21 protein-coding genes and 1 pseudogene are annotated in these 21,732 nt (G+C 35.9%); 2 read left to right on the forward strand and 20 right to left on the reverse strand.

Annotated features, from left to right (window positions below; translation table 11 throughout):
• The 11 genes from FD36_RS03555 to FD36_RS03605 all read right to left on the reverse strand — a co-directional run.
• On the reverse strand, positions 1-159 hold a 159-nt coding region (locus FD36_RS03555), incomplete at its 3' end, for a sugar phosphate nucleotidyltransferase (RefSeq protein ID WP_268872342.1).
• Positions 160-177: 18 nt separating this feature from the next.
• On the reverse strand, positions 178-1,194 hold the full coding sequence (locus FD36_RS03560) for an NAD(P)H-dependent glycerol-3-phosphate dehydrogenase (protein WP_056958029.1): 1,017 nt from the start codon (positions 1,192-1,194) through the stop codon (positions 178-180).
• Positions 1,195-1,204: 10 nt separating this feature from the next.
• On the reverse strand, positions 1,205-2,020 hold the full coding sequence (lgt, locus tag FD36_RS03565; RefSeq protein WP_056958031.1) for a prolipoprotein diacylglyceryl transferase: 816 nt from the start codon (positions 2,018-2,020) through the stop codon (positions 1,205-1,207).
• Positions 2,020-2,982, reverse strand: a complete 963-nt coding sequence (hprK, locus tag FD36_RS03570) for an HPr(Ser) kinase/phosphatase (RefSeq protein WP_056958033.1) — start codon at positions 2,980-2,982, stop codon at positions 2,020-2,022. The genes lgt and hprK overlap by 1 nt, the downstream gene beginning before the upstream one ends.
• 32 nt (positions 2,983-3,014) lie before the next feature.
• Positions 3,015-3,365: a phage holin family protein gene (locus tag FD36_RS03575; protein WP_056958035.1), complete on the reverse strand. Its 351-nt coding sequence runs from the start codon at positions 3,363-3,365 to the stop codon at positions 3,015-3,017.
• A 51-nt stretch (positions 3,366-3,416) separates the two neighbouring features.
• Positions 3,417-4,574, reverse strand: a complete 1,158-nt coding sequence (locus FD36_RS03580) for a PDZ domain-containing protein (protein WP_056958038.1) — start codon at positions 4,572-4,574, stop codon at positions 3,417-3,419.
• A gap of 15 nt (positions 4,575-4,589) precedes the next feature.
• A protein-coding gene (gene prfB / locus FD36_RS03585; protein ID WP_103429157.1) for a peptide chain release factor 2 occupies positions 4,590-5,700 on the reverse strand; the annotation gives its coding sequence in 2 pieces (ribosomal slippage) (positions 4,590-5,627 and positions 5,629-5,700; 1,110 coding nt in all).
• 47 nt (positions 5,701-5,747) lie between these two features.
• Positions 5,748-8,111 carry a preprotein translocase subunit SecA gene (secA, locus tag FD36_RS03590; RefSeq protein ID WP_056958040.1) on the reverse strand — a complete coding sequence of 788 codons (2,364 nt, stop codon included), beginning with the start codon at positions 8,109-8,111 and terminating at the stop codon, positions 5,748-5,750.
• A gap of 135 nt (positions 8,112-8,246) precedes the next feature.
• Complete coding sequence (gene hpf / locus FD36_RS03595) at positions 8,247-8,780, reverse strand: ribosome hibernation-promoting factor, HPF/YfiA family (RefSeq protein ID WP_056958042.1); 534 nt, start codon at positions 8,778-8,780, stop codon at positions 8,247-8,249.
• 87 nt (positions 8,781-8,867) lie between these two features.
• Entirely contained in the window at positions 8,868-9,422 is a 555-nt protein-coding gene (locus FD36_RS03600; RefSeq protein ID WP_146038929.1) for a ComF family protein, read from the reverse strand.
• A gap of 112 nt (positions 9,423-9,534) precedes the next feature.
• Positions 9,535-10,845, reverse strand: coding sequence for an ATP-dependent helicase ComFA (locus FD36_RS03605; RefSeq protein ID WP_056958046.1), 1,311 nt, complete (start codon positions 10,843-10,845; stop codon positions 9,535-9,537).
• 40 nt (positions 10,846-10,885) lie between these two features.
• Between FD36_RS03605 and FD36_RS03610 the strand changes: the two genes are divergently transcribed.
• Positions 10,886-11,524 (forward strand): YigZ family protein, encoded by a 639-nt coding sequence (locus FD36_RS03610; RefSeq protein WP_056958048.1) that lies wholly within the window; start codon positions 10,886-10,888, stop codon positions 11,522-11,524.
• 148 nt (positions 11,525-11,672) lie between these two features.
• Complete coding sequence (locus FD36_RS03615) at positions 11,673-13,415, forward strand: ABC transporter ATP-binding protein (protein ID WP_103450366.1); 1,743 nt, start codon at positions 11,673-11,675, stop codon at positions 13,413-13,415.
• A 44-nt stretch (positions 13,416-13,459) separates the two neighbouring features.
• Here the strand turns inward: FD36_RS03615 and FD36_RS03620 are convergent, their stop codons facing one another.
• From FD36_RS03620 to FD36_RS03660, 9 genes and pseudogenes are all read right to left on the reverse strand, one after another.
• Positions 13,460-15,298: an APC family permease gene (locus tag FD36_RS03620; protein WP_056958052.1), complete on the reverse strand. Its 1,839-nt coding sequence runs from the start codon at positions 15,296-15,298 to the stop codon at positions 13,460-13,462.
• A gap of 15 nt (positions 15,299-15,313) precedes the next feature.
• Positions 15,314-15,736 (reverse strand): hypothetical protein, encoded by a 423-nt coding sequence (locus tag FD36_RS03625; RefSeq protein WP_056958053.1) that lies wholly within the window; start codon positions 15,734-15,736, stop codon positions 15,314-15,316.
• A 120-nt stretch (positions 15,737-15,856) separates the two neighbouring features.
• Positions 15,857-17,476 (reverse strand): chaperonin GroEL, encoded by a 1,620-nt coding sequence (groL, locus tag FD36_RS03630; RefSeq protein ID WP_014081801.1) that lies wholly within the window; start codon positions 17,474-17,476, stop codon positions 15,857-15,859.
• Positions 17,477-17,514: 38 nt separating this feature from the next.
• Positions 17,515-17,799 (reverse strand): co-chaperone GroES, encoded by a 285-nt coding sequence (gene groES, locus FD36_RS03635; RefSeq protein WP_014081800.1) that lies wholly within the window; start codon positions 17,797-17,799, stop codon positions 17,515-17,517.
• A gap of 111 nt (positions 17,800-17,910) precedes the next feature.
• Positions 17,911-18,237, reverse strand: a complete 327-nt coding sequence (locus FD36_RS03640; RefSeq protein ID WP_235803511.1) for a DUF3021 family protein — start codon at positions 18,235-18,237, stop codon at positions 17,911-17,913.
• Between the two features lie 47 nt (positions 18,238-18,284).
• Positions 18,285-18,770, reverse strand: a pseudogene (locus FD36_RS03645) (ABC transporter ATP-binding protein); the annotation flags it as partial.
• Between the two features lie 156 nt (positions 18,771-18,926).
• A complete protein-coding gene (locus tag FD36_RS03650) occupies positions 18,927-19,511 on the reverse strand; it encodes a LemA family protein (RefSeq protein ID WP_056958059.1) in 585 nt (194 codons plus the stop codon).
• Positions 19,512-19,541: 30 nt separating this feature from the next.
• A complete protein-coding gene (locus FD36_RS03655) occupies positions 19,542-21,053 on the reverse strand; it encodes a TPM domain-containing protein (protein WP_056958061.1) in 1,512 nt (503 codons plus the stop codon).
• A 19-nt stretch (positions 21,054-21,072) separates the two neighbouring features.
• Positions 21,073-21,723 (reverse strand): redox-sensing transcriptional repressor Rex, encoded by a 651-nt coding sequence (locus FD36_RS03660; RefSeq protein WP_056958063.1) that lies wholly within the window; start codon positions 21,721-21,723, stop codon positions 21,073-21,075.
• Positions 21,724-21,732 lie beyond the last annotated feature (9 nt).

Below are 21,732 nucleotides of genomic sequence, written 5' to 3' on the forward strand. Positions count from 1 at the left end.
CAAATCTGTAATACCAGAAGCTTTAGCTTCTTCAACAATGTATTGAATTGTTGGTGTATCAACAATTGGTAACATTTCTTTAGGAACTGCCTTAGTTTCTGGTAAGAAACGAGTTCCTAAACCAGCAGCAGGAATAATTGCTTTTGTAACTTTTTTCATTTTGCAGACTCCTATGTATTATCCGATTTCAGAGCGGCCTTCACGAGTCATTAGTTTCGTAATAGCATCTTTAACCGTTTCTTCATTATTTAACACGGAATGAATAGCATTTGTAATTGGCATTTCTACACCACGAGTTTTGGCCAAATCATAAGCGGCTTCACTAGTGGCAATTCCTTCAATTACCATTCCCATGTCTGCAACAATCTCATCGAGTTTTTTGCCTTTACCAAGTTGATATCCAGCACGCCAGTTACGTGAATCTTTACTGGTAGCAGTAACAATCACGTCTCCCATTCCAGATAAACCTGTAAACGTAAGCGGGTTAGCACCAAAAGAAACTCCTAAACGAGAAATTTCAGCTACCCCTCGTGTCATTAGTGCGGCTTTTGCATTGTCACCATATTCCAAACCATAAAGAGCACCTGCTCCTAAAGCAATGATATTTTTCAATGCACCACCAAATTCAACTCCAATTATATCATTATTGGTATAAACACGGAAATAGTCATTCATAAACAGTTTTTGGAAATGTTCTGCCGATCTCATATCTTCACTAGCAACTGTAATTAACGTAGGATCATGTTTGGCAACCCCTTCAGCTTGACTAGGTCCGGAAATAACTGAAACTGTCTTTCTATTTTCTGGATTGATTTCTTCTTCTAGAACTGTTGAAATTCGGTCAAAAGTTCCCTTTTCTAATCCTTTACTACCATGAATGATATAAGGCTTGATTCTTTTTTTAGCTAAAATTTGGTTAACCACTTTAGCAACGGAACGAGTTGCTTGAGACGGAACGATAAATAAAACATCATCTACGCCATCAAGTGCATCTTTCAAAGAGTCTGTTGCTTTCATTGATTCTGGAAAGGTAAAATCTTTTAAATAATGAGAATTTGTATGTTGGGTGTTAAATTCTTTAACTTGTTCAGGATTACGAGCATATAAACGAACATCGTTTCCATTTTGATGAAGAATATAAGCTAGCATACTACCCCAAGATCCAGCACCTAACACAGCAATTTTTTCAGTCATTGTAACTCCTTTAATTTTGGTAATCATACCAAACTAGATTATTAATTTTATGGCGACGATAAATCATCAATCCCATTGCTCCAAAAAACAAGAAAATTGACAAAATTTGTGAAATTCGTAGCGGTCCAAACATCAAACTATCAGTCCGCATTCCTTCGATAAAAAAGCGACCAAACGAATACCACATTACATAAGCAAGAAAGATTTCTCCCCGTTTAAATAATTTATCAGAATGACGCATAATCATCAATAGTGCAAACCCAGATAAATCCCAGATTGATTCATATAAAAAAGTGGGCTGACGATAGAATCCGTCAATAAACATTTGTTGAATGATAAAGTTTGGTAAATGCAAATGTTCCAAAAATGTAAGGCTCGTATGTGCTCCAAAGGCTTCTTGGTTCATAAAATTACCCCAGCGACCAATTCCTTGTGCCATAATCACGGTTGGTGCAGCAATATCAAAAATCTGCCAAATATTTAACCCATGATTTTTGCAGAACCAGTACATAAAAATTCCGCCACCAATTAGTGCTCCATAAATAGCGATTCCACCGTCCCAAATGGCAATGATTTCACTAGGATGCTGAGCATAATATGGCCATTGGAAAATCACATAATAACAGCGAGCTGAAATAATGGAAATTGGAATTGCCCATAAGATTAAATCGTACAAATAATCTTCGTTTAATTTTTGACGTCGAGCTTCTTTCATTGATAGATAAACGGCAATCAACACAGCCGAAGCAATAAAAATTCCATACCAACGAACATGAAACGGACCAAAATTAAGTGCAATTGGACTTAAAGTTAAAAAATCAACCACTAATTATCACCCTTTTTCAATTCTTTAGTATCTCGGCTACCATTATCTTTAATTAAGGTATTTAATTGGTTATCAAAAACGTCTAAAGCATTATATCCCATTGAATTTGCTCTAAAGTTCATCGCAGCCGTTTCAATAATAATCGCTAGGTTACGACCAGGTTTAACTGGAACGTTTATTTTTTTCACATCAACATCAAAAATCTGAACAGAATCTTTTTCAGTTCCTAAACGATCATATTTAGTATCTTTATCCCAAATATCTAGGTGAACAATTAAATCAACCTTAGTTTCAGAACGAACCGCACCGGCACCAAACAATGTCATCACATCAATAATTCCAATTCCACGAATTTCAAGTAAATGACTCAAAATTTTAGGGGCAGTTCCAATTAAAGCTTGTTCATCTTGTTGGTAAACCTCTACTCGATCATCAGCAATTAAACGATGTCCCCGCTTAACTAATTCAAGTGCAGTTTCACTCTTACCAATTCCAGAATCACCTGTGATTAAAACACCCAATCCGTAAACTTCCACTAAAACTCCATGAATTGACTTACGTGGAGCTAATTTAGCTTCCAAAAAATCAGTCATGTTACTCAAAACACGAGAAGTATTAAGCTTTGATTCTAAAATTGGAATATGTGCATTTTTACAAGCTTTTACTAATTCAATTGGTGGTTCAATATCTGTTGAAATCACAAAAGCAGGTGTGTCTGGTTGACACATTTTTGTCATATCTGCAGTTAATTCTTTTTCTGGCAAATGTTTTGCAAATGAGGTTTCAGTAATTCCTAATAATTGAATTCTTTCAGAAGGATAATAATCAAAATAACCGGTTAATTCAAGTCCTGGACGAGAAATATCACTAGTTGTGATAGGACGATCTAAATATTCTTTTCCCCAAAAAACATTGAGATGGGTATTATCAACTAGTTCCTTTACGCTAACACTTTTAGTCATAAAAAAACCTCCTTTAATTTAGTTTAATTTTATCACTTTTGATCCCGAAAATAGCTAGAAATCGCATAGTTACAAAGTGACATTAACAAGGAAATCACAAAAACTACCCTGAATGATGAGAAATAGAAATTGCTTCCAATGAACCAAGCAGTTAATTCCAAGATTAAAGCGTTAATAACAAAATTAAACAATCCAAACGTTAATAAATTAATTGGTAAAAATAATAAGCTTAAAATTGGTTTAATAAAAATTTCTAAAATAGTTAAAATAACTGAAGCGACAAGTGCCACCGTCCAACTTCCTAAAAAGAATTGCGCAGGAAAAAGACCCGAAAAAGCCATAAATAAAATAAAATTAAGTAAAATTCGACTAAAAAATTTCATAATTAGCTCCTAACCAATTTAATAAAAAAAGAGCCTTTTCAGGTACCCTTCTTATTTTCTGGGAAAAGTAACAATGCCAATCTCATGAGGAGCATCTGCAAAAATAGCAGCTTCTTTCAACTCAAGGCGACCATTACGGTTTTTGATTTTCAAACGACAATAAGTGGGATTACTTTGTAACGCTTTATATAGTTGATTTTCATTACGAACTTGTTGTCCATTGACTTCTTGAATTAGATCACCAATTTTCAAATTCATTTTACTAGCCGGTGTATCATTCTTAACGCCAAGAATCCGAATTCCATCAACTGCTTGTTCAACTTGTTTATCAACTTGTTTATCAACTTTTTTATAGTGATGTAGAACTAAGAAATAACATAAACCAATCAAGAGAACTGACATTAAATCAAACATGGCATTTTTCCAAAGAAAGGCATCCAAAGTAAGTCCTAAACTTAACCAACACAATCCGCCAATTGCTTTGGTAATCTTTTTCAAAATCTTTTCTGAAGCTTGACCTAAAAATTTAAAGTTGAATCCAATTAAAATTGGTACCACTAAAATTGATAGTTTAACTCCGAAAATTTTAAAAATTGGCCAAAAAGCACTTGTACTAGTAAGTAAATTTCCAGGAACAAAGAGTATCAATGGAACAACAGTTAACTTGTCGAACAAGTATGAAGCAACCTTATTCCCCCGCACATTTTTTTGAATGATTGGTGATGTAAATGATTTAACGTTCAACTTTAAGAATAAGTATTGAAGGATCATCACAACTGTCATTAAAGCCAAAAAATCCATGTTCATTGAAGTATGTTCTGGTAAAAAATTTGAAAAATTCCAGGAAAGAATTAAGTAAAGGAATTGATCTCCAAAAAGCACTAAAATAATTATCGAAATTAGCATTACAGTAAAGGGAAACATTAATCCTGGAATTAACAAGCAAAGCGTAGCAAGACCTTCGTAAAGGAAAACCCAAGAATAGTTAACTTCAATTCCAAGCAATGATGTTAACAACGAGCCAATGATTCCTAAAACAATTAAGCCAATCATAAATGATTTGAATTCAGTATGGTTGGGATTGATTGCGCTATCAAACAACTTTCTTTCCCGCGTAACTCGTCTTCGATAAATTAAATGAGTTCTAATCAAACCAAGCCAGAAAACTGGCATGATAAAGAAAAATAAAATGTTAACTGCTAATTGCATAATTTGTCACCTTTATTAGTTATTTTGTTTTAACTTCCATTGTAAGTAATCATTAATAAATGGATTCAAATCACCATCCATAACAGCTTTTCCATTAGCTGTTTCATGTCCAGTCCGGTGATCTTTAACCATTGTGTATGGATGAAAAACATAAGAACGAATCTGAGAGCCCCAACCAATCTCAAGTTGCTTTCCTTCGATTTTGGCTTTTTCTTCTGCTTTCTTCTCTTCTTCTAATTCATACAACTTAGATTTTAACATATTCATTGCAGTCACTCTATTTTGAAGTTGAGAACGTTGTGCTTGACTAGATGTTACAATTCCAGTTGGTAAATGAGTGATTCGTACTGCTGAAGATGTTTTATTAATATGCTGTCCACCTGCTCCACTAGAACGGAAAACATCAATTCGTAAATCATCAGGATTAATATCAACATTAACGTTTTCATCAAGTTCTGGCATAACATTAACGGATGCAAATGAAGTATGACGACGGCCAGCTGAATCAAATGGTGAAAGCCGCACTAACCGATGAATTCCCTTTTCTGATTTTAGATAACCATAGGCATTTTGTCCACTAACTGTAAAAGTCACACTACTAAGTCCAGCTACTTCACCAGGTTGATAATCGTCAACTTCAACTTTAAAGCCGTTTTGATCAGCCCAACGCGTATACATCCGCAATAACATATCAGCCCAGTCTTCAGCTTCTGTTCCACCAGCACCCGGGTGAATTTCAACGATGGCATTATTTTTATCATACTTTCCATTCAACAAAAGATTCAATTTATAATTCTGAATGTGCTTCTCAACTTTTGCTAATGTTTCATTGAATTCTTCTTCCAATTCAGCATCATCTTCAGTCGAAATTAAAGATAGAGTGACCTCTAAATCTTCATATTCTTCTACTAATTGGTGAAAAGTATCATACTTAGCCTTTAATTCATTATTTTCATCAATTACTTTTTGTGCTTTTCTTTGATTATCCCAAAAACCAGCCTCAGCCATTTTACCTTCATTAATTGAAATTGCTTCATTCAAATGGTCTAAGTCAAAGAGACCCCCTAAAGTCATCAATGTCTTTTTTTATTTCCGCCACTTTTGCTTTTTGTTCACTTAATTCCACGATTATTCCTCCGCTCAAAAAAAGGAGAACCGTTAGTTCTCCATTTTTTATCTTTGAATATTTTGTCTAATTTCAGCTTTCATGAATAAACGAGTTACCCCGTAATCAATGTCAGCAACCATTTCTTCGAACATCCGTGATCCTTCACGTTGATATTCAACTAATGGGTTTAATTGACCGTAGCCACGAAGACCAATTGATTCACGTAATTGGTCCATTGCATCAATATGATCAGTCCAGTGAGAATCTACCACTCGTAAAATAACTACTTTTTCAAATTCAAGCACTTGAGCTGGATCTTGAAGTTCTTTTTCTTTTTCTACATATTGTTTTTCTGCTAATCCCATCAAAAATTCTTTAATTTGATCTGCAGACTTACCTTCTAACATATTCATACTAATTTCATTAGGACTAACTAATGAACTAGTGGCAAAATCAAGGATGGTTTTTAAATTCCAATTCTTTTGATCGCCTTGAGTATGTAAATCGACAATATGATCAATCGTTCGTTTAATCATAGGCATAAGCACCCACTTCAACGATTTCTTTTCTTCAATAACTCGATTACGTTCGCCATAAATCACATCACGTTGTTCTGACATGACGTTATCATACTTCAAAACGTTTTTCCGTGAATCGTAGTTATTACCTTCAACTCGTTTTTGAGCTGATTCAACTTGTTTGGTAATCATTCGACTCCGAATTACAGCATCATCATCTTCAACTTTAAGCGTCTTCAAAACATTCTTGATTCTGTCAGAACCAAAACGACGCATCAAATCATCTTCAAGTGAAAGGTAGAATTGTGAATAACCTGGATCACCTTGACGACCAGCACGTCCCCGAAGTTGATTATCAATTCTTCGTGATTCATGACGTTCAGTACCAATTACGGCTAATCCACCAACTTCAATTACGCCAGGTCCAAGTTTGATATCAGTACCACGACCAGCCATGTTGGTAGCAATCGTAACTGCACCTTTTTGACCAGCATTAGCAACAATATCCGCTTCTTTAGCATGGTTTTTAGCATTCAAAACAACATGTGGAATTTTTTCTTGATCCAAACGTTGAGAAAGGTATTCTGATGTTTCAACAGCAACCGTTCCTAACAAAATTGGTTGTCCACGATGATGTAATTCTTTGACTTTATCAATTACAGCATCAAATTTTGATTGTAAGGTTGGGTAAAGAACGTCAGATTCATCAATTCTAACAACTGGTTTGTTAGTAGGAATTGAAACAGCATTCATATTGTAAATTTCACGGAATTCTTCTTGTTCTGTCTTAGCAGTACCAGTCATTCCGGCAAGCTTACGATAACGTCTAAACAAGTTTTGGTAAGTAATGTTAGCCATTGTCTTACTTTCTTCTTGAATCGTAACGCCTTCTTTTGCTTCAAGCGCTTGATGAAGACCATCAGAGAACCGACGACCTTCCATAATCCGTCCAGTAAAGGAATCAACGATTAAAACTTCATCATCTTTAACCACATAATCTTTATCAAGTTCCATGACATAGTTAGCCCGAAGAGCTTGATCAATATGATGAGTTAAGGCGGTGTTATCAGTATCATAAATGTTTTTTAAGTTGAAGAATTTGTCAGCTTTACGAATTCCAGTTTCCGTTAATGAAACTGTCTTAGTTTCCAAATCAACCTTATAGTCAGTTGTTGCCTTTAGAGTCTTGGCAAATTGGTCAGCTTGTTTGTACATTTCATTTGCACCACGAGCTTGTCCAGAAATAATTAATGGAGTACGAGCTTCATCAATTAAAATTGAATCAACTTCATCAACTAGCGCAAAATTCAAAGGACGTTGAACCCGGTCTTCTTCATAAACAACCATGTTGTCACGAAGGTAATCAAATCCAATTTCACTATTAGTTGAGTAAGTGATATCAGCATTATAAGCAGCCCGTTTTTCTTCTGGGCTCATATCTGATTTGTTAACCCCAACAGTTAGACCCAACCAGTTATAAAGTTGTCCCATTTGTTCGGCATCACGTTCTGAAAGGTATTCGTTAACTGTAACCACGTGTACCCCTTTACCTGAAAGAGCGTTCAAGTATACGGGCATTGTAGCTGTCAAAGTTTTTCCTTCTCCAGTCTTCATTTCGGCAATATTACCTTCATGAAGCACAATTCCACCCATTATCTGAACCTTAAAAGGCGTTAATCCAAGTACTCGATGAGCACCTTCACGGGCTACTGCAAACGCTTCTGGAAGTAAATCATCTAGTGATTCACCAGCTTGGTAGCGTTTTTGAAATTCTGCAGTTTTTGCTTGTAATTGTTCATCACTTAACTTACTGTATTGCTCTGCATAAGCACTTACACGATCAGCAATTTTTCCGAGTTGTTTAACACGACGTTTGTCGCTTTCAACCCATTTTTTTAATACATTCGCCATCTACAATTTTCTCCTAATAGTAAGCTTTTATTTTTTATTGTTAATTAGATAAATTTTATCTTAACATTTTATTGACTTAATTAAAAATTTTGATTACTAGCATTAATAAAAAGAGATTTATAAAATAAATCTCCTTTATTTTTCAGTTGTAATTAATCCATAATTTTCATCTTTACGTCGATAAACAATATCAGTAGTTCCATTATCGATATCTCTAAAAATATAAAAATCATGACCAAGTAAGTCCATCCGCAAAATAGCTTCATCAGAAGTCATCTGCTTTAAAGGAACTCGTTTTTTACGTACAATTTTAAACTTGCTTTCATCAATCTTAGTATCCTTGAAAATTCCATTTTCACCATGCACCTTAGATTTTTCATTGATACGGTTTTGATACTTTTCAATTCGCTCCTTGATATGTGTAATTGCCGCAGCCACACTTTCATGGTATTCTGATCCACTAGCTTCACCACGAAGTAATAAGAAAGGAAAAATAATTGTTATTTCAGCCTTAACATTACCATTTTTAAATCCAAACAAATTAACGTGAGCCACTGCATTTACGCCTTCAGCAAAGTAAGGATCTAATTTTGCTATTTGATCCGTTACATAACTGCGAAGGTTGTCTGTAATTTCAACGTCGTCGCCTCTTAGATTATAAGATAACATTTCATCTCTCCTTTCGGCTAACATAAGTCGATTTTAATTAACCATCTAGCTTCCATTATAGTTAATAAAAAGAAAAATAACAATTAATCAGCGAGCTAACGTAATACTTCGAACAGATTGGACACCATTTTCACGCAAAAGCTGTGCTGCGTAATGTAAAGTTGTTCCAGTAGTATAGACATCATCAATTAAAACAACCTTCTGACTTTTAATCTTACTAACCAGTTTCTGATTAATTTCAAACGGTTGTTGGGCATTAATTCGTTCGTTTCTTCCCTTTTCAGATTGTGCTTGCGCTTTTGGTTTAGCAACTAAACAATCCAGAAATTCAATTTCTCCTAGCATCCCCGTCACTTGATTAAAATGACGCTGTTTCATGGTGCTTTTAGTCACTGGAATTGGAATCACGAGTTCGTCGGCTTCAATTAAGGAATTAATTCGTGTTTGAAATAAACTATGTAGGCGATAGTCACCCTTAAATTTATAACGTTCTAAATATTCTTTGATAATGCCGTGATAAAGATATAAGGCTTGATTATTTAACTGTTGCTTTTGATTTAACCACTTTTCGCAATCTTGACAGCGTTTTTGACTGGCTTGAAAACGACCACAATCAACACAGCTTTCTTCTCTGCTTGGCAATGTAAACAAACTTTCACATTTATCGCACAATGTTTTTGGAATGAACGGTTTAAAGCTTAAAATAAAATGAATTTTTAAATTTGAATTTAAGAAACCCCCACACCAACGACAATTATCCAAGGGCTTTCCCCTTTCGATTCATTTCGGCAATTTGTTTCCGGGCTTCTGCAACATTGCTTGAATAACTGCCAATGTAACAATCAACGTCTCCAGTTGGTCGACTAGCCTTCCGACCGACTCGTCCAGCAATTTGAACTAAGGACGCCACGGAAAAAACACGCTCATCTCCTCCAAAGATAATCACATCAATTCCTGGAAAGGTCACTCCCCGTTCTAAAATGGTCGTTGTAATCAAAAAGAGGACCTTTTCATCACGCATTGCTTGAACTTTTTCCATCCGTGCTTCATCTGCCGAATAAACAGTTTTCCAACATTTTTCACCATGATATTTTTTACTCAAAATTTCGTCCACAACTTGTAAATCTTTAATTCGTGGAACAAACAAGAGAAAACGTTGTTGTCGTTCAATTTTTTGTAAGACTTTAAAAATGACTTTTTGGGGGATTTTGCCAGCGTAGATTTTACGCTTCCAGTTAAAGCAAAAATGAATTTTAATTTTAGGCAATAAATGACGATGAAAACGAAGTGGTAAATAACTAACTTGGTATTGTTGGCGTAGCTTGGGACTGGGGGTCGCGGTCATTAACAATAAAGAGCCGTGCTTTTTGACCGATCGTTTAGCCGCCATTTGTAAAGAATCGTTGTTAGCATAAGGAAAGGCATCGACTTCGTCAATAATTAAAACGTCAAAAGCATCTTGAAAACGTAATAGTTGATGGGTTGTACAAATTGTCAGCTGTCGATATTGATATGGTTCTTCGCTTTTTCCATGTAATAAAATCATGCTAGTATTTGCAAATGCCGCTTGATAACGGGGATAAAGTTCGACACAAACATCTACTCTGGGAGAAGCAATTCCTACTCGTAATCCCTGTGCCAAAGCCCAGGCAATTCCCGCAAAAGAAATTTCAGTTTTACCAGCCCCAGTCACAGCCCATAATAATTTATTTTGGTGTTCTTGAAAGGCTTTCACCACTTCATCAGAACATTTTTGTTGTAACTCAGTTAGCCGACCCTTCCACGTTAAAACTGGATGAACAACTTCAAATTGATTAATTCCTGGTAAATGAACTAATTTCATAGAACTGTCTAACCGTCCAAGGTTAAAACATTGGTAACAAAAATAAGTTTCATCTGGCAATTGAGCTTCAGCTTTTTCACAATCACTGGCACATCTAGTACAATGGATAGTAGTGTGATTAATCTGGATAGCCGGTTGAAACTGTAATGCATGATTGTTTAAAATCATTTCATCACAAGCAGTATCTGGCAGTAAACGTCCAGTTATATCTAATTGATTCATTAAATCACCTCACTCTTAAATACGAATTAAGGAACTTAAAATGACAAACCAATTTTTAACCATCGCTCATAGTGGCACGCATGAATTTGAAATCAAAAAATCTAAATTCATTGCAAACGTCAAACGAGTTAATAATGAAGCAGAAGCAAAACTTTTCATCGAAGAAATTAGTGCTACGCATAAAAAAGCCAATCATAATTGTTTTGCCTATCTCATTGGGGAAAATGATAACATTCAACGAGAAAGTGATAATGGTGAACCTAGTGGAACTGCCGGAGTCCCTATTTTAGAAGTGCTTAAAAATAATCAACTGCATGATACCATAATCGTTGTAACCCGTTACTTTGGTGGAATTAAACTGGGTGCCGGCGGACTGATTAGAGCTTATAGTAACTCGGCTTCTCAAGTAATTGAATCAGTCGGAATTGTGGAAAAATTATTGCAGACCCAAGTTGTGTTAACCGTTGCCTATAGTCTTAATGATAAATTACAGTATTATTTAAAAGAAAATGGTTTTCAAATTTCAAAGGTTAATTACGGTAGTGAAGTTAAAATTACCACTGCCGCACTAACTAGCGAACTTGAAAATTTTAAAACCAATATTACAAATTTATTAGCAGGAAAAGTTAATATCAAAACAAAAGATGAACTATATTTTGAAGTTCCCTACCATAAATAAACCAAAAGAAGATTAACCCAAAACGGTTAATCTTCTTTTACTATCCACTTTAATTGACAGCCACAAGTCTAATCATTAAACTTAACTCTCGTTAGTTAAATTGCTGTCATTTTTTTAAACTTAAAAAACGTTAAAAAGGGGTATGCTTATGGCTCATTCAAAAAACAAAAAGGATAATTTTAATTTTAAAAGTTTTATTAACTTAATTCGTCAAACTAAGCCAAAATATTGGCAACTTTGGGCAGGACTTGGATTAGGCTTAATTGCAACGACCGTACAATTATTAGTGCCAAAAGTCGCTCAATCAATGGTTAATAACTTCTCTAAGGGTGTAAGTGGCGTTTTAATCTCCGGTGTCATCGCCCTCTTCATCATTAGTGCTTTAGTCAACGCCTTGTCAGGAACACTCTTAGGGTTCTTTGGCGAAAACGTGGTTGCTAACTTACGAAAACTATTGTGGAATAAAATCTTACGTTTTCCCGTTAGCTACTTTGATAATGTCAAAACGGGAACGTTAACCTCACGTCTGGTTAATGACTCTGATCAAATTAAAAACTTGTTATCAGTATCATTTCCTAGTTCAGTGACCTCCATTTTCCAACTCATTGGGGCATTAACCATTATGTTATTTATGGATTGGCGGATGACTTTAATTATGTTCATCGCCGTTCCGTTAGTAATGACGGTCATGCGTCCTTTGATGCGGAAAACCCGTCAAGTTGGTCGACAACGTCAAGATGAGCTCGCTGACTTTTCTGGTAAAGCAGAAGAAACTTTAAATGAAATTCGCTTGGTTAAATCTTCAAACGCCGAAAATTATGAAGCAAAAAGTGGAAATCAGATGGTCAATAACCTATTCAAAATTGGGTTAAAGGAAGCCATTTATGATTCAATCGCCAGTCCTTTAATGGGAACGGTCATGATGGCATTAATGGTCGGAGTCCTTGCGTACGGTGCTCATCGGGTTGCAACAGGAACAATGACGATTGGAACCATGTTTGCTTTTCTAATGTACCTTTTCCAAATCATCGGACCTGTTAGTATGATGGCTCGTCTCTTCACTGATTTGTCAAAAGCTAATGGAGCGACTGATCGAATTCAAGAACTTATGAGTGAACTTGAAGAAAACTTCACTGCTGGTAAAACTTATGATGTCGCTGGTAAGCCACTTCAAATGCAAAACGTTAATTTTGCTTATGAAAAGAGTCAACCAATTTTAAAAGATGTTAGTTTTACCGCCAAACCTAATTCAACGGTAGCCTTCGTTGGCCCTTCTGGAAGTGGGAAATCAACTATTTTTAGTTTGATTGAACGTTATTATCAGCCTACTTCAGGAAAAATTACTATTGGCGACATGGAAATCGATCAAATCAGTCTAGAAAATTGGCGTAAACAAATTGGATTTGTTTCCCAGGATTCAGCCATTATGGCCGGAACAATTCGCCATAATTTAACATATGGACTCAATGATAATTACACTGACGAACAACTTTGGCAAGTGCTTAAGCTGGCTTATGCGGATGGATTTGTTAAAGAAATGTCAGATGGTCTAGATACCCAAGTTGGTGAACGGGGTGTGAAGGTCTCTGGTGGTCAACGACAACGGTTAGCCATTGCAAGAGCCTTTCTACGTGATCCAAAGATTTTAATGCTTGATGAAGCAACCGCTAGCTTAGACTCTGAATCGGAAGCCATGGTACAAAAAGCTCTTGCTAAATTAATGAAGGGTCGTACTACTTTAACAATTGCCCATCGGTTAAGTACCATCGTTGATTCAGATGATATTTACTTCATTGATCATGGAAAAGTCTTAGGTCATGGAACTCATGAAGAATTGCTTAAAGAATTGCCACTCTACCAAGAATATGTTCGCATTCAATTCAAACAATAAATTACATACTAAAAGCGCTCGTCAATGTGGCGGGCGCTTTTATTTTAGTCTTGTAAATGATAGTTAAACGTTGAAACAATAATGTTTTGGCGAGAGTTCAAAGCTGCTCTTAACTTCAAACCAGTTTGGTTGTGAAGCACTTGTTGCCAATGATGCTTAGGCACAAATTGAGGAACTAAGACGGTTGTTGAATAATCGCGAGCATCATCTTTACGAGCCACAACATCACAGAATCGAATTACTGGACCATTAATCGAACGGTATGAAGTATGAATGTTAACAAATCGAATATCAGGATACTCTGCTTTGAATTTTTCTTCATTCTTCTTTTCGTGTTCAAGGTTAGAGTCCATTGAAACGTGAACCGCAACGACCTCATCCCCAATTGAACGGGCATAACTAAGTGCCTCACGAGTCACTTGTGTAACGTTACCAACTAATACTAAAACAGTTGATCCAACGTAGTGACGTTGTTCTTGTTTTTCAAACTTGTTCTTAACTCGAAGTTGTTTAGCAACTCGAATGTAATGAGCATGAATTCGATAAAACATAGTCAAGATTAATGGCATGATTACCAAGTATGGCCAAACATCCTTGAAATGAAGGCCAAATAAGAAGACCACTAAACCAAGCGAAATAAATGCTCCAATAAAGTTGATGAAAATCTTTCCAGGCCAAAAACCTGTTCGTTCTCGTAACCAATGCACAATCATTCCAGATTGTGACAAAGTAAATGGCACGAAAACCCCTACCGCATAAAGTGGAATCAAAAGATTTGTTTTACCGTTAAAGACCGCAATTAAAATAATTGCCCCAATTGCTAAGGAAACAATCCCGTTAGAATAACCTAAACGGTCACCCTTATCAAGATATGCATGGGGAAGATATTTATCTTTTGCTATGTTATAAGCCAAAATTGGGAAGGCTGAGAATCCAGTATTAGCCGCAACTGCCAAAATTAAAGCCGTTGACATTTGAAGTAGGTAATATAAAATTCCGTGACCGAACACACCAATTCCGATTTGTGATAAAACCGTATCTTTGGCACTAGGAATAATTCCCATGTAGTAACTTAAGAAAGTAATTCCTGAGAAGAATGCTGCTAAAATGATGGCCATTAAGGCTAACGTGTTAGCGGCGTTTTTACGTTTTGGCTTTTTAAAGTTAGGAACGGCATTACTAATCGCTTCAACCCCAGTTAAGGAAGCTGAACCAGATGAGAAAGCCTTGAAGAATAGCACTAAGGTCATTCCTTGAACCGAAGCATTAAGCGGTGCATAGGCGTGGTACATGATTTTACCTGTCATGATGTTATAGGCACCCAATCCAATCATGAAAATAATCATGAAAATGAATAGATACACTGAAACCACTAAGAAAGTGGCTGAATCCCGCATTCCCCGTAAGTTCAAAATCATGATGGCAATCACGATCACAATGGCAATCGGAACCTGGTAATTGTATAGGGCAGGAATCGCTGAAGTAATTGCTTCAGTTCCAGACGTCGTTGAAACCGCCACAGTCAGCATATAGTCGACTAATAGAGATCCACCAGCAACTAGTCCCATTGTCTCACCCCAGTTGGCTCTAGCAACCACATAAGCTCCCCCACCAGATGGGTAAGCATAAATAATTTGTCTGTATGACAAAGTAATGGCAGCAAGTAAAACCAAAACTAATAAAGCAGCCCACATTTGATACATCAACGCAGCCGTTGATAAAGTAATCAACACTGCTGTAATTTGTTCAGTACCATAAGCAACTGATGATAAAGCATCAGATGACAATAATGCCAACCCTTTAAATTTTGTTAATGACTGTCCTGACTCATCAGTGCTTTTGAGCGGACGCCCGATAATCAATCTTTTTAAATATCGCCACATGAAACTTGCTCCTATTTAATAATTAATTTGTATTTTCAACATGGTGTTAATTGTACTACAAATCTTAATGAAAAAAAAAGAAAGCTCGCAAATTTGCGAACTTTCCTTAAAAATTTTATATGTCGCATTACTAATTATTTCTTCTAAAAAATCATATGCATAACTTTCAATTTTATTTATTTTAGTATTATCCATTGATTTTTCATCGAATTCATCAATATAGTTATTAATCTTTTCCCGTTTTTCTGGCTCTAAAACAGCTACCATACCCAAAAATACATTCATATTATATTCAATACGTTCAGGTTCATTTTCTGAATTGCTATTAGAAAAATCTTTAAATTGTATAAAATATTCATTAAGATATGGTTTACTCATAGAAAGTCCAACTTGACTATTAAGATAATTTATAACTATTAATTCAAAATTTTCAGCCATTTTATTATCAATATTTCATTTAGCATAGCTAGACTCCTCTATATCCATTAAACTAATGTACACATAGGACAAGTTATTAACGAATTTAACAATTATCTTTTACATACTAGTTACATGTTTTTACATCATTCCAGGCATTCCTTGTGGCATAGCAGGTGCAGCATTGTTTTCTTCTGGTTTTTCAGCAACGACTGCTTCAGTCGTTAATAACAATGATGAAACAGATGCAGCATTTTGAAGTGCTGAGCGACTAACCTTGGTTGGATCAACAACTCCGGCAGCAATCATATCTTCGTATTTGTCATCCGCAGCATTGTAACCAATTCCTGGTTTTTCTTGTTTCAAGTGATCAACGACCACGGCACCATCAACTCCCGCATTAGCAGCAATTTGTTTTACTGGTGCTTCTAAGGCCCGACTGACAATTTCAACTCCAGTCTTTTCATCACCAGTAGCTTCAACTGCATCAACGTCTTTAAGAATGTTGATGAATGCAGTACCACCACCGGGAACAAAGCCTTCTTCAACGGCAGCACGAGTTGCGTTCAAAGCATCTTCAATGCGGTACTTGCGTTCTTTTAATTCAGTTTCAGTAGCAGCACCAACTTTGATAACAGCAACACCACCGGCTAATTTAGCAAGGCGTTCTTGAAGTTTTTCCCGATCAAATTGTGAAGTTGTAGCAGCTAATTGAGTTTTAATTTCGTTAACTCGTTTAGCAATGGCTTCTTTGCTTCCCTTACCTTCAACAATCGTAGTCTTGTCTTTAGTAACGTTAACTTTGTTAGCTTGACCTAATTGTTCAAGGGTAGTGTCCTTTAATTCAAGACCTAAGTCATCAGTAATGACAGTTGCTCCAGTCAAAACTGCAATATCTTGTAATTGAGCTTTACGACGGTCACCAAAACCAGGTGCTTTAACAGCAACTACATTGAAGGTTCCTCTCATCTTGTTTAATACAAGGGTTGGAAGAACTTCACCACCAATATCATCGGCAATGATTAACAATGAACGACCTTGTTGCACAACTTCTTGAAGAAGTGACATGATATCTTGCATGTTGTTAATCTTTTTATCGGTTACCAAAATGTATGGATTATCAAGATCTGCTTCCATCTTTTCTTGGTCAGTTACCATGTATTGTGACATGTAACCACGGTCAAATTCCATTCCTTCAACGACATCAAGGCTGGTTTCAACCCCTTTAGAGTCTTCAATGGTAATGACTCCGTCGTTACCAACTTTTTCCATGGCATCTGCAATTAATTTACCAACTTTTTCACTGGCAGATGAAATTGATGCGATTTGAGCAATATCTTCTTTGTTTTCCACTTTGTGACTCATCTTGTGAAGCCCAGCAACGGCAGCTGCAGTTGCTTTTTCGATTCCACGACGAACACCAACTGGGTTAGCACCAGCAGTGACGTTCTTCATGCCTTCTTTAACAATTGCTTGCGTTAAAACCGTAGCAGTTGTCGTACCATCACCAGCAACATCATTAGTTTTTGATGCAACTTCAGCGACTAGTTTAGCACCCATGTTTTGGAAATGATCTGGCAATGAAATTGCACGAGCAATCGTAACCCCATCATTAGTAATGGTTGGGTTACCAGCTGTTTCTTCCAAAACGACATTCCGTCCCTTAGGACCCATTGTAGTTTTAACTGTATCTGCTAATTTGTCGACCCCTTTAAGCATTTCGCTACGGGCGTCATCAGAAAATTTAATCTCTTTAGCCATATTAATTACCTCTTATTCTTCATTAGTTGTTCTTTAGATTATTTAATAATTGCAAGTAAGTCATTTTCGTGCATTACCAAATATGATTTTTCGTCATATTCAATTTTAGTTCCGGCGTATTTATCAAACATCACAACGTCCCCTTCTTTAACTACAGGGGCAATTTTTTCACCGTTGTCTAAAATACGACCAGTTCCAACTGCAACAATCTTACCTTCTGTTGGTTTTTGTTTAGCATTTTCTGCCAAAACAATGCCACCAATATTCTTTTCTGCTTGAGCTTTAACCTCAATAATTACACGATCACCAATTGGTTGTAACATATCTAAAACCTCCAAAATTTCTTTTTTAGCACTCATAAATAAAGAGTGCTAACTTCACTTACTAATATAATACAATCTTAGCTAAATGACAAAATAAACGTCCTAAACTTTTTATTTCTGATTAAATTTATTCAGCTGTTTATTGATTTCCTTAGCACTAGCCTTATTCCAAACGATAATTCCTAACCATACTAGAAGATAGATAACCAAAAAATTAATAACTACAATGAGTAATCCATGCCAACTATTAATCCAACCATTAACGTAGAAAGTCCCTAAAAAAATCACTGATATTAGTCCAAAATGAATTAAATAAGTTAGTCCAGCTGAAATTTTTTCATTGCCAATCATTTGTGAAATGACCCCAGTAATAAATGAGGCCACTAAAATTGTAATAATATTAAAGCGTGTATCGGTAAAAGTTTGTGCTTGTGTCATTCTTACTAACAAATAGCAAAACGAACCGATTAATAGTCCGGTTACCCCACTTTTAATCCAGTCGTTGGTTCATCTAAAAATAAAACTTCTGGTCGATGTAATAGTGCTCTCGCAATATCAACCCGTCTGCGTTGTCCTCCCGATAAAGTTCCATGTTTTTGTTTAAGAAAATTATCAATCCCAATTAAATGGACAATTTCTAAAATATCAGCTGGGGTAACGTTTTTGTACATCTCAGCTCTTAAGTATAAATTATCTTGAACTGACAATTCGCTATCTAATACGCTATTTTGGAAAACAATCCCAATTTTAGTTCGATATTCCTTTTTAGTGGGATTAATCTTTTCTAACTGAATCGAACCGGAAGTTGGTTGTAAAAGTCCTGTCAACATTTCAATCGTTGTCGACTTTCCCGCACCGTTTGGCCCTAAAATTGTCACAAATTCACCCTTTTCAATTTGTAAATCAATCTTATCAACTGCTACTTTATTCTTGTAAACTTTGGTTAATGATTTTGCATTTAAAAAACTCATTTTTATCCCCCTTAATTGGTGTTTACAATTTAACCTAAAATAATGATTTTGTAGTCAAAAGTAAGGTATGAGGTCAAAATATCGGTTTTAGTGGTCAAAAAAATAGCTCCAAAACTAAAGAAAAACTCTAGTTTTGAAGCTATTTTCATTTAAATTTTAATTATCTAAATCAACTTTTGGTGCTTGACTAGCAGTCGGAGCACTTTGGAAAAATGGCTTAGTTTTCATCCCGGCATTATTAGCAACAATGCTACTTGGGAAAGAAACTACTTTTCGGTTATAAACTTGAACCGCATCATTGTAATCGCGACGAGTTTGACTAATTCGGTTTTCTGAACCTTCAATTTGCGTCATCAAATCATTAACATTTGATGGACTGGCCAATTCAGGATAATTTTCGTGAACAGCATTAATCAAAACTTGCGTTTGTTTGTTCAAATTATCGGCTTGTTTAACTTTATCAGCTGGGGTACTAGCATTGTCATATTGTTTTCTAGCATCCGCAATCTTCCCGAAAATCTTTTGTTCGTTCTTCATATTACCTTTAACGGCTCCTACCAATTGAGGAGTTAAATCTGCCCGTCTTTGCAATTGAACCTCAACGTTACTCCATTGTTGGTCAACATTTTGTTGTTGAACTCGTAAACTATTTTGGGTCATGATAAACCACCCACCGATTGCAATTACCAAAAAGGCAATTACTCCAACAATACTTAAAGTTATTTTTGTATTTTTAGTCATATTTTTTTCCTTTATCTATAATAATTGTGATTAAAAATTAAATCCGCCACCATCATCATCGCCAGACCCACCGAAACCACTTCCAAAGTCAGAAGCGTCAAATCCTGAATCTCCACCAAATCCACCACCAAATGGAGGAAAATTATCATCATGCCAATCAGAATTGGGATGACTTAATAAACTAAGTGCTCCCAATAACAGAGCAGTGTTCACTAAGCCATTGGTTACAAAACGTTTCTTTTGCTCATCTGATAAATCATTGATGTATTGATCTGGATTATGAATGCCAGCTCTTTTCATTTTAGTACGTAAACTAGCATCATTATCAATCTGGTAGTGCAAAGTTGCATCTGCCAAACTAATTTCTAAGGCATTTTGTAAACTGGTTTGAAATTCAGCGGTCGTAGCTGGTAAACCGAACCAGGTTAACTGGGCAATTTGGCGAACGGTATCATTCACAAATTGATTTACATCGCCTGGAAAATGATGTTGCACGGCATACTGCTGAGCTGCTTGGGCCACAACTTGAAGATTTGCTTGTTTCCGTTGTTGCAGTTGCGTTTGATAACTTACTAGTGTTTGACTGGAAATTAGTTGTTGCTGATAAAGCGGATTGCCCTTTTCCATTTCTAACTTAGGATTTTGAGCTAAACTAATTGGCTGTTTTAAATGAAGCGAGTTTAACAAATACCACCATTCCGGATTACTTAAGTGTCTGATGTTAAAACTTTGATTTTGTTGCAACTCGTCCGTTACAAATTGATTTAAACTTTTTAATAATTGATCGTCCGTAATTCCTGTTTTAGCAAAGCGTTGCTGGACTAAGGTATGCTGATCCCGATTCCGAAGCTTGGGAAAAACTAACTTAGCTACTGCGAAACCAACTAATCCAAAACAAATTGCTAAAAATAAAATGAATGCCACACTTGCTTTGTTTCTTTGTAAGACAGCTGCTGCACTATTATCTTCAATTCCCGGAGTCGCAGATTGTGAATCATTCACATTATTCGGCTGACTAATTTCACTTTGGTGCACGGCTAAATATTGATAAACCTGATTAGTTAGCTGACTCACCCCTAGATTGTAATCATGCTGCTGAAAAGCTTGCTGAATTTTCTCATTGACTAAGCTAGATTTCGCCCCATCTGGTAAAGCTGCTTCTAATCCAGTACCAACTTCCAATCGATTAACGTGATCTTTGGTATCAATCACTAACAACATCCCGTTATTCCAACCTTTTTGACCAATTCCTAACTTTTTCATTTGATCATGGACATAATCTTCAATGCTACTTTCCCCATTGGGCAGACCATTAAGCGTAATTACCGCTAATTGAGGGTGGCCTTTAATTTTTTTCAAGCTAGTCTTGTTGAGATGATCAATTTGATTAATTGTCGTTTGATTTAGGACCTGGGCATTATCTTTTACCCACGCTGATTCATGAATTCCATCAGCCTTAACAGCTTGAAATCCAATAAAAAAGACAAAAAATGATAATAAAAAAAGAGCTACGGTAAAATATTTTTTAATTGGCTCGCACAAATAAATTACCCCCACTCTTTTATTCGTCTTCATCACTCTTTTTATCATAATGATCGATAAAATAAATTAAAGTTTGAAGCTCATTAGTTAAGTCAACATTATGAACCCGAATTCCAGCTGGTACGTTTAAACGAATTGAAGTAAAATTCAAAATTCCATTAACGCCAGCTTGAGCCACTTGATTAGCGACTTCTTGAGCAACGTTTGATGGAACCGTCAAAATCACTACGCTAATTTGTTGTTCCTTTAACTGAGCGACAATTTGATCCATTGGATAAATGGGAACTCCACCTTGAATGGTGTTAATGTTTTTGGGATTCGTATCAAAAGCTGCTGAGATACGAATATTACTGTCTTGATGAAAATTGAAGTTTAATAATGCATGTCCCAAATTACCGACCCCAATTAAAGCAACATTGGTTAATCGGTCTTGATGAAGAATATTTTTGAAAAACTCAATTAAATCATCAACATCATAACCGTAACCTCGCTTACCTAAGGTACCAAAATATGAAAAATCTCGTCTAATTGTTGCAGAATCAACGTGAATTGCTTCCGCTAATTCATTTGATGAAACCCGATCTTTTCCACCATCATGGAGAATGTTTAAATAACGATAATAAAGCGGTAACCTTTTAGCGGTTGCACGTGGAATCTTGGTCTCTGTCATTGCCTTTTG

This window comes from Fructilactobacillus sanfranciscensis DSM 20451 (assembly GCF_001436035.1).
GTDB classification, from domain to species: Bacteria; Bacillota; Bacilli; order Lactobacillales; family Lactobacillaceae; genus Fructilactobacillus; species Fructilactobacillus sanfranciscensis.

Coding starts and splice junctions, on each gene's coding strand:
- FD36_RS03625 (WP_056958053.1), bottom strand. CDS start 15,736: ATGGCTGAAAATTTTGAATTAATAGTTATAAATTATCTTAATAGTCAA.
- FD36_RS03620 (WP_056958052.1), bottom strand. CDS start 15,298: ATGTGGCGATATTTAAAAAGATTGATTATCGGGCGTCCGCTCAAAAGC.
- FD36_RS03615 (WP_103450366.1), top strand. CDS start 11,673: ATGGCTCATTCAAAAAACAAAAAGGATAATTTTAATTTTAAAAGTTTT.
- FD36_RS03560 (WP_056958029.1), bottom strand. CDS start 1,194: ATGACTGAAAAAATTGCTGTGTTAGGTGCTGGATCTTGGGGTAGTATG.
- groES (WP_014081800.1), bottom strand. CDS start 17,799: ATGTTACAACCAATTGGTGATCGTGTAATTATTGAGGTTAAAGCTCAA.
- hpf (WP_056958042.1), bottom strand. CDS start 8,780: ATGTTATCTTATAATCTAAGAGGCGACGACGTTGAAATTACAGACAAC.
- FD36_RS03660 (WP_056958063.1), bottom strand. CDS start 21,723: ATGACAGAGACCAAGATTCCACGTGCAACCGCTAAAAGGTTACCGCTT.
- FD36_RS03580 (WP_056958038.1), bottom strand. CDS start 4,574: ATGCAATTAGCAGTTAACATTTTATTTTTCTTTATCATGCCAGTTTTC.
- groL (WP_014081801.1), bottom strand. CDS start 17,476: ATGGCTAAAGAGATTAAATTTTCTGATGACGCCCGTAGCGAAATGCTT.
- FD36_RS03640 (WP_235803511.1), bottom strand. CDS start 18,237: ATGACACAAGCACAAACTTTTACCGATACACGCTTTAATATTATTACA.
- FD36_RS03575 (WP_056958035.1), bottom strand. CDS start 3,365: ATGAAATTTTTTAGTCGAATTTTACTTAATTTTATTTTATTTATGGCT.
- secA (WP_056958040.1), bottom strand. CDS start 8,111: ATGGCGAATGTATTAAAAAAATGGGTTGAAAGCGACAAACGTCGTGTT.
- FD36_RS03610 (WP_056958048.1), top strand. CDS start 10,886: ATGACAAACCAATTTTTAACCATCGCTCATAGTGGCACGCATGAATTT.
- hprK (WP_056958033.1), bottom strand. CDS start 2,982: ATGACTAAAAGTGTTAGCGTAAAGGAACTAGTTGATAATACCCATCTC.
- FD36_RS03605 (WP_056958046.1), bottom strand. CDS start 10,845: ATGAATCAATTAGATATAACTGGACGTTTACTGCCAGATACTGCTTGT.
- FD36_RS03650 (WP_056958059.1), bottom strand. CDS start 19,511: ATGACTAAAAATACAAAAATAACTTTAAGTATTGTTGGAGTAATTGCC.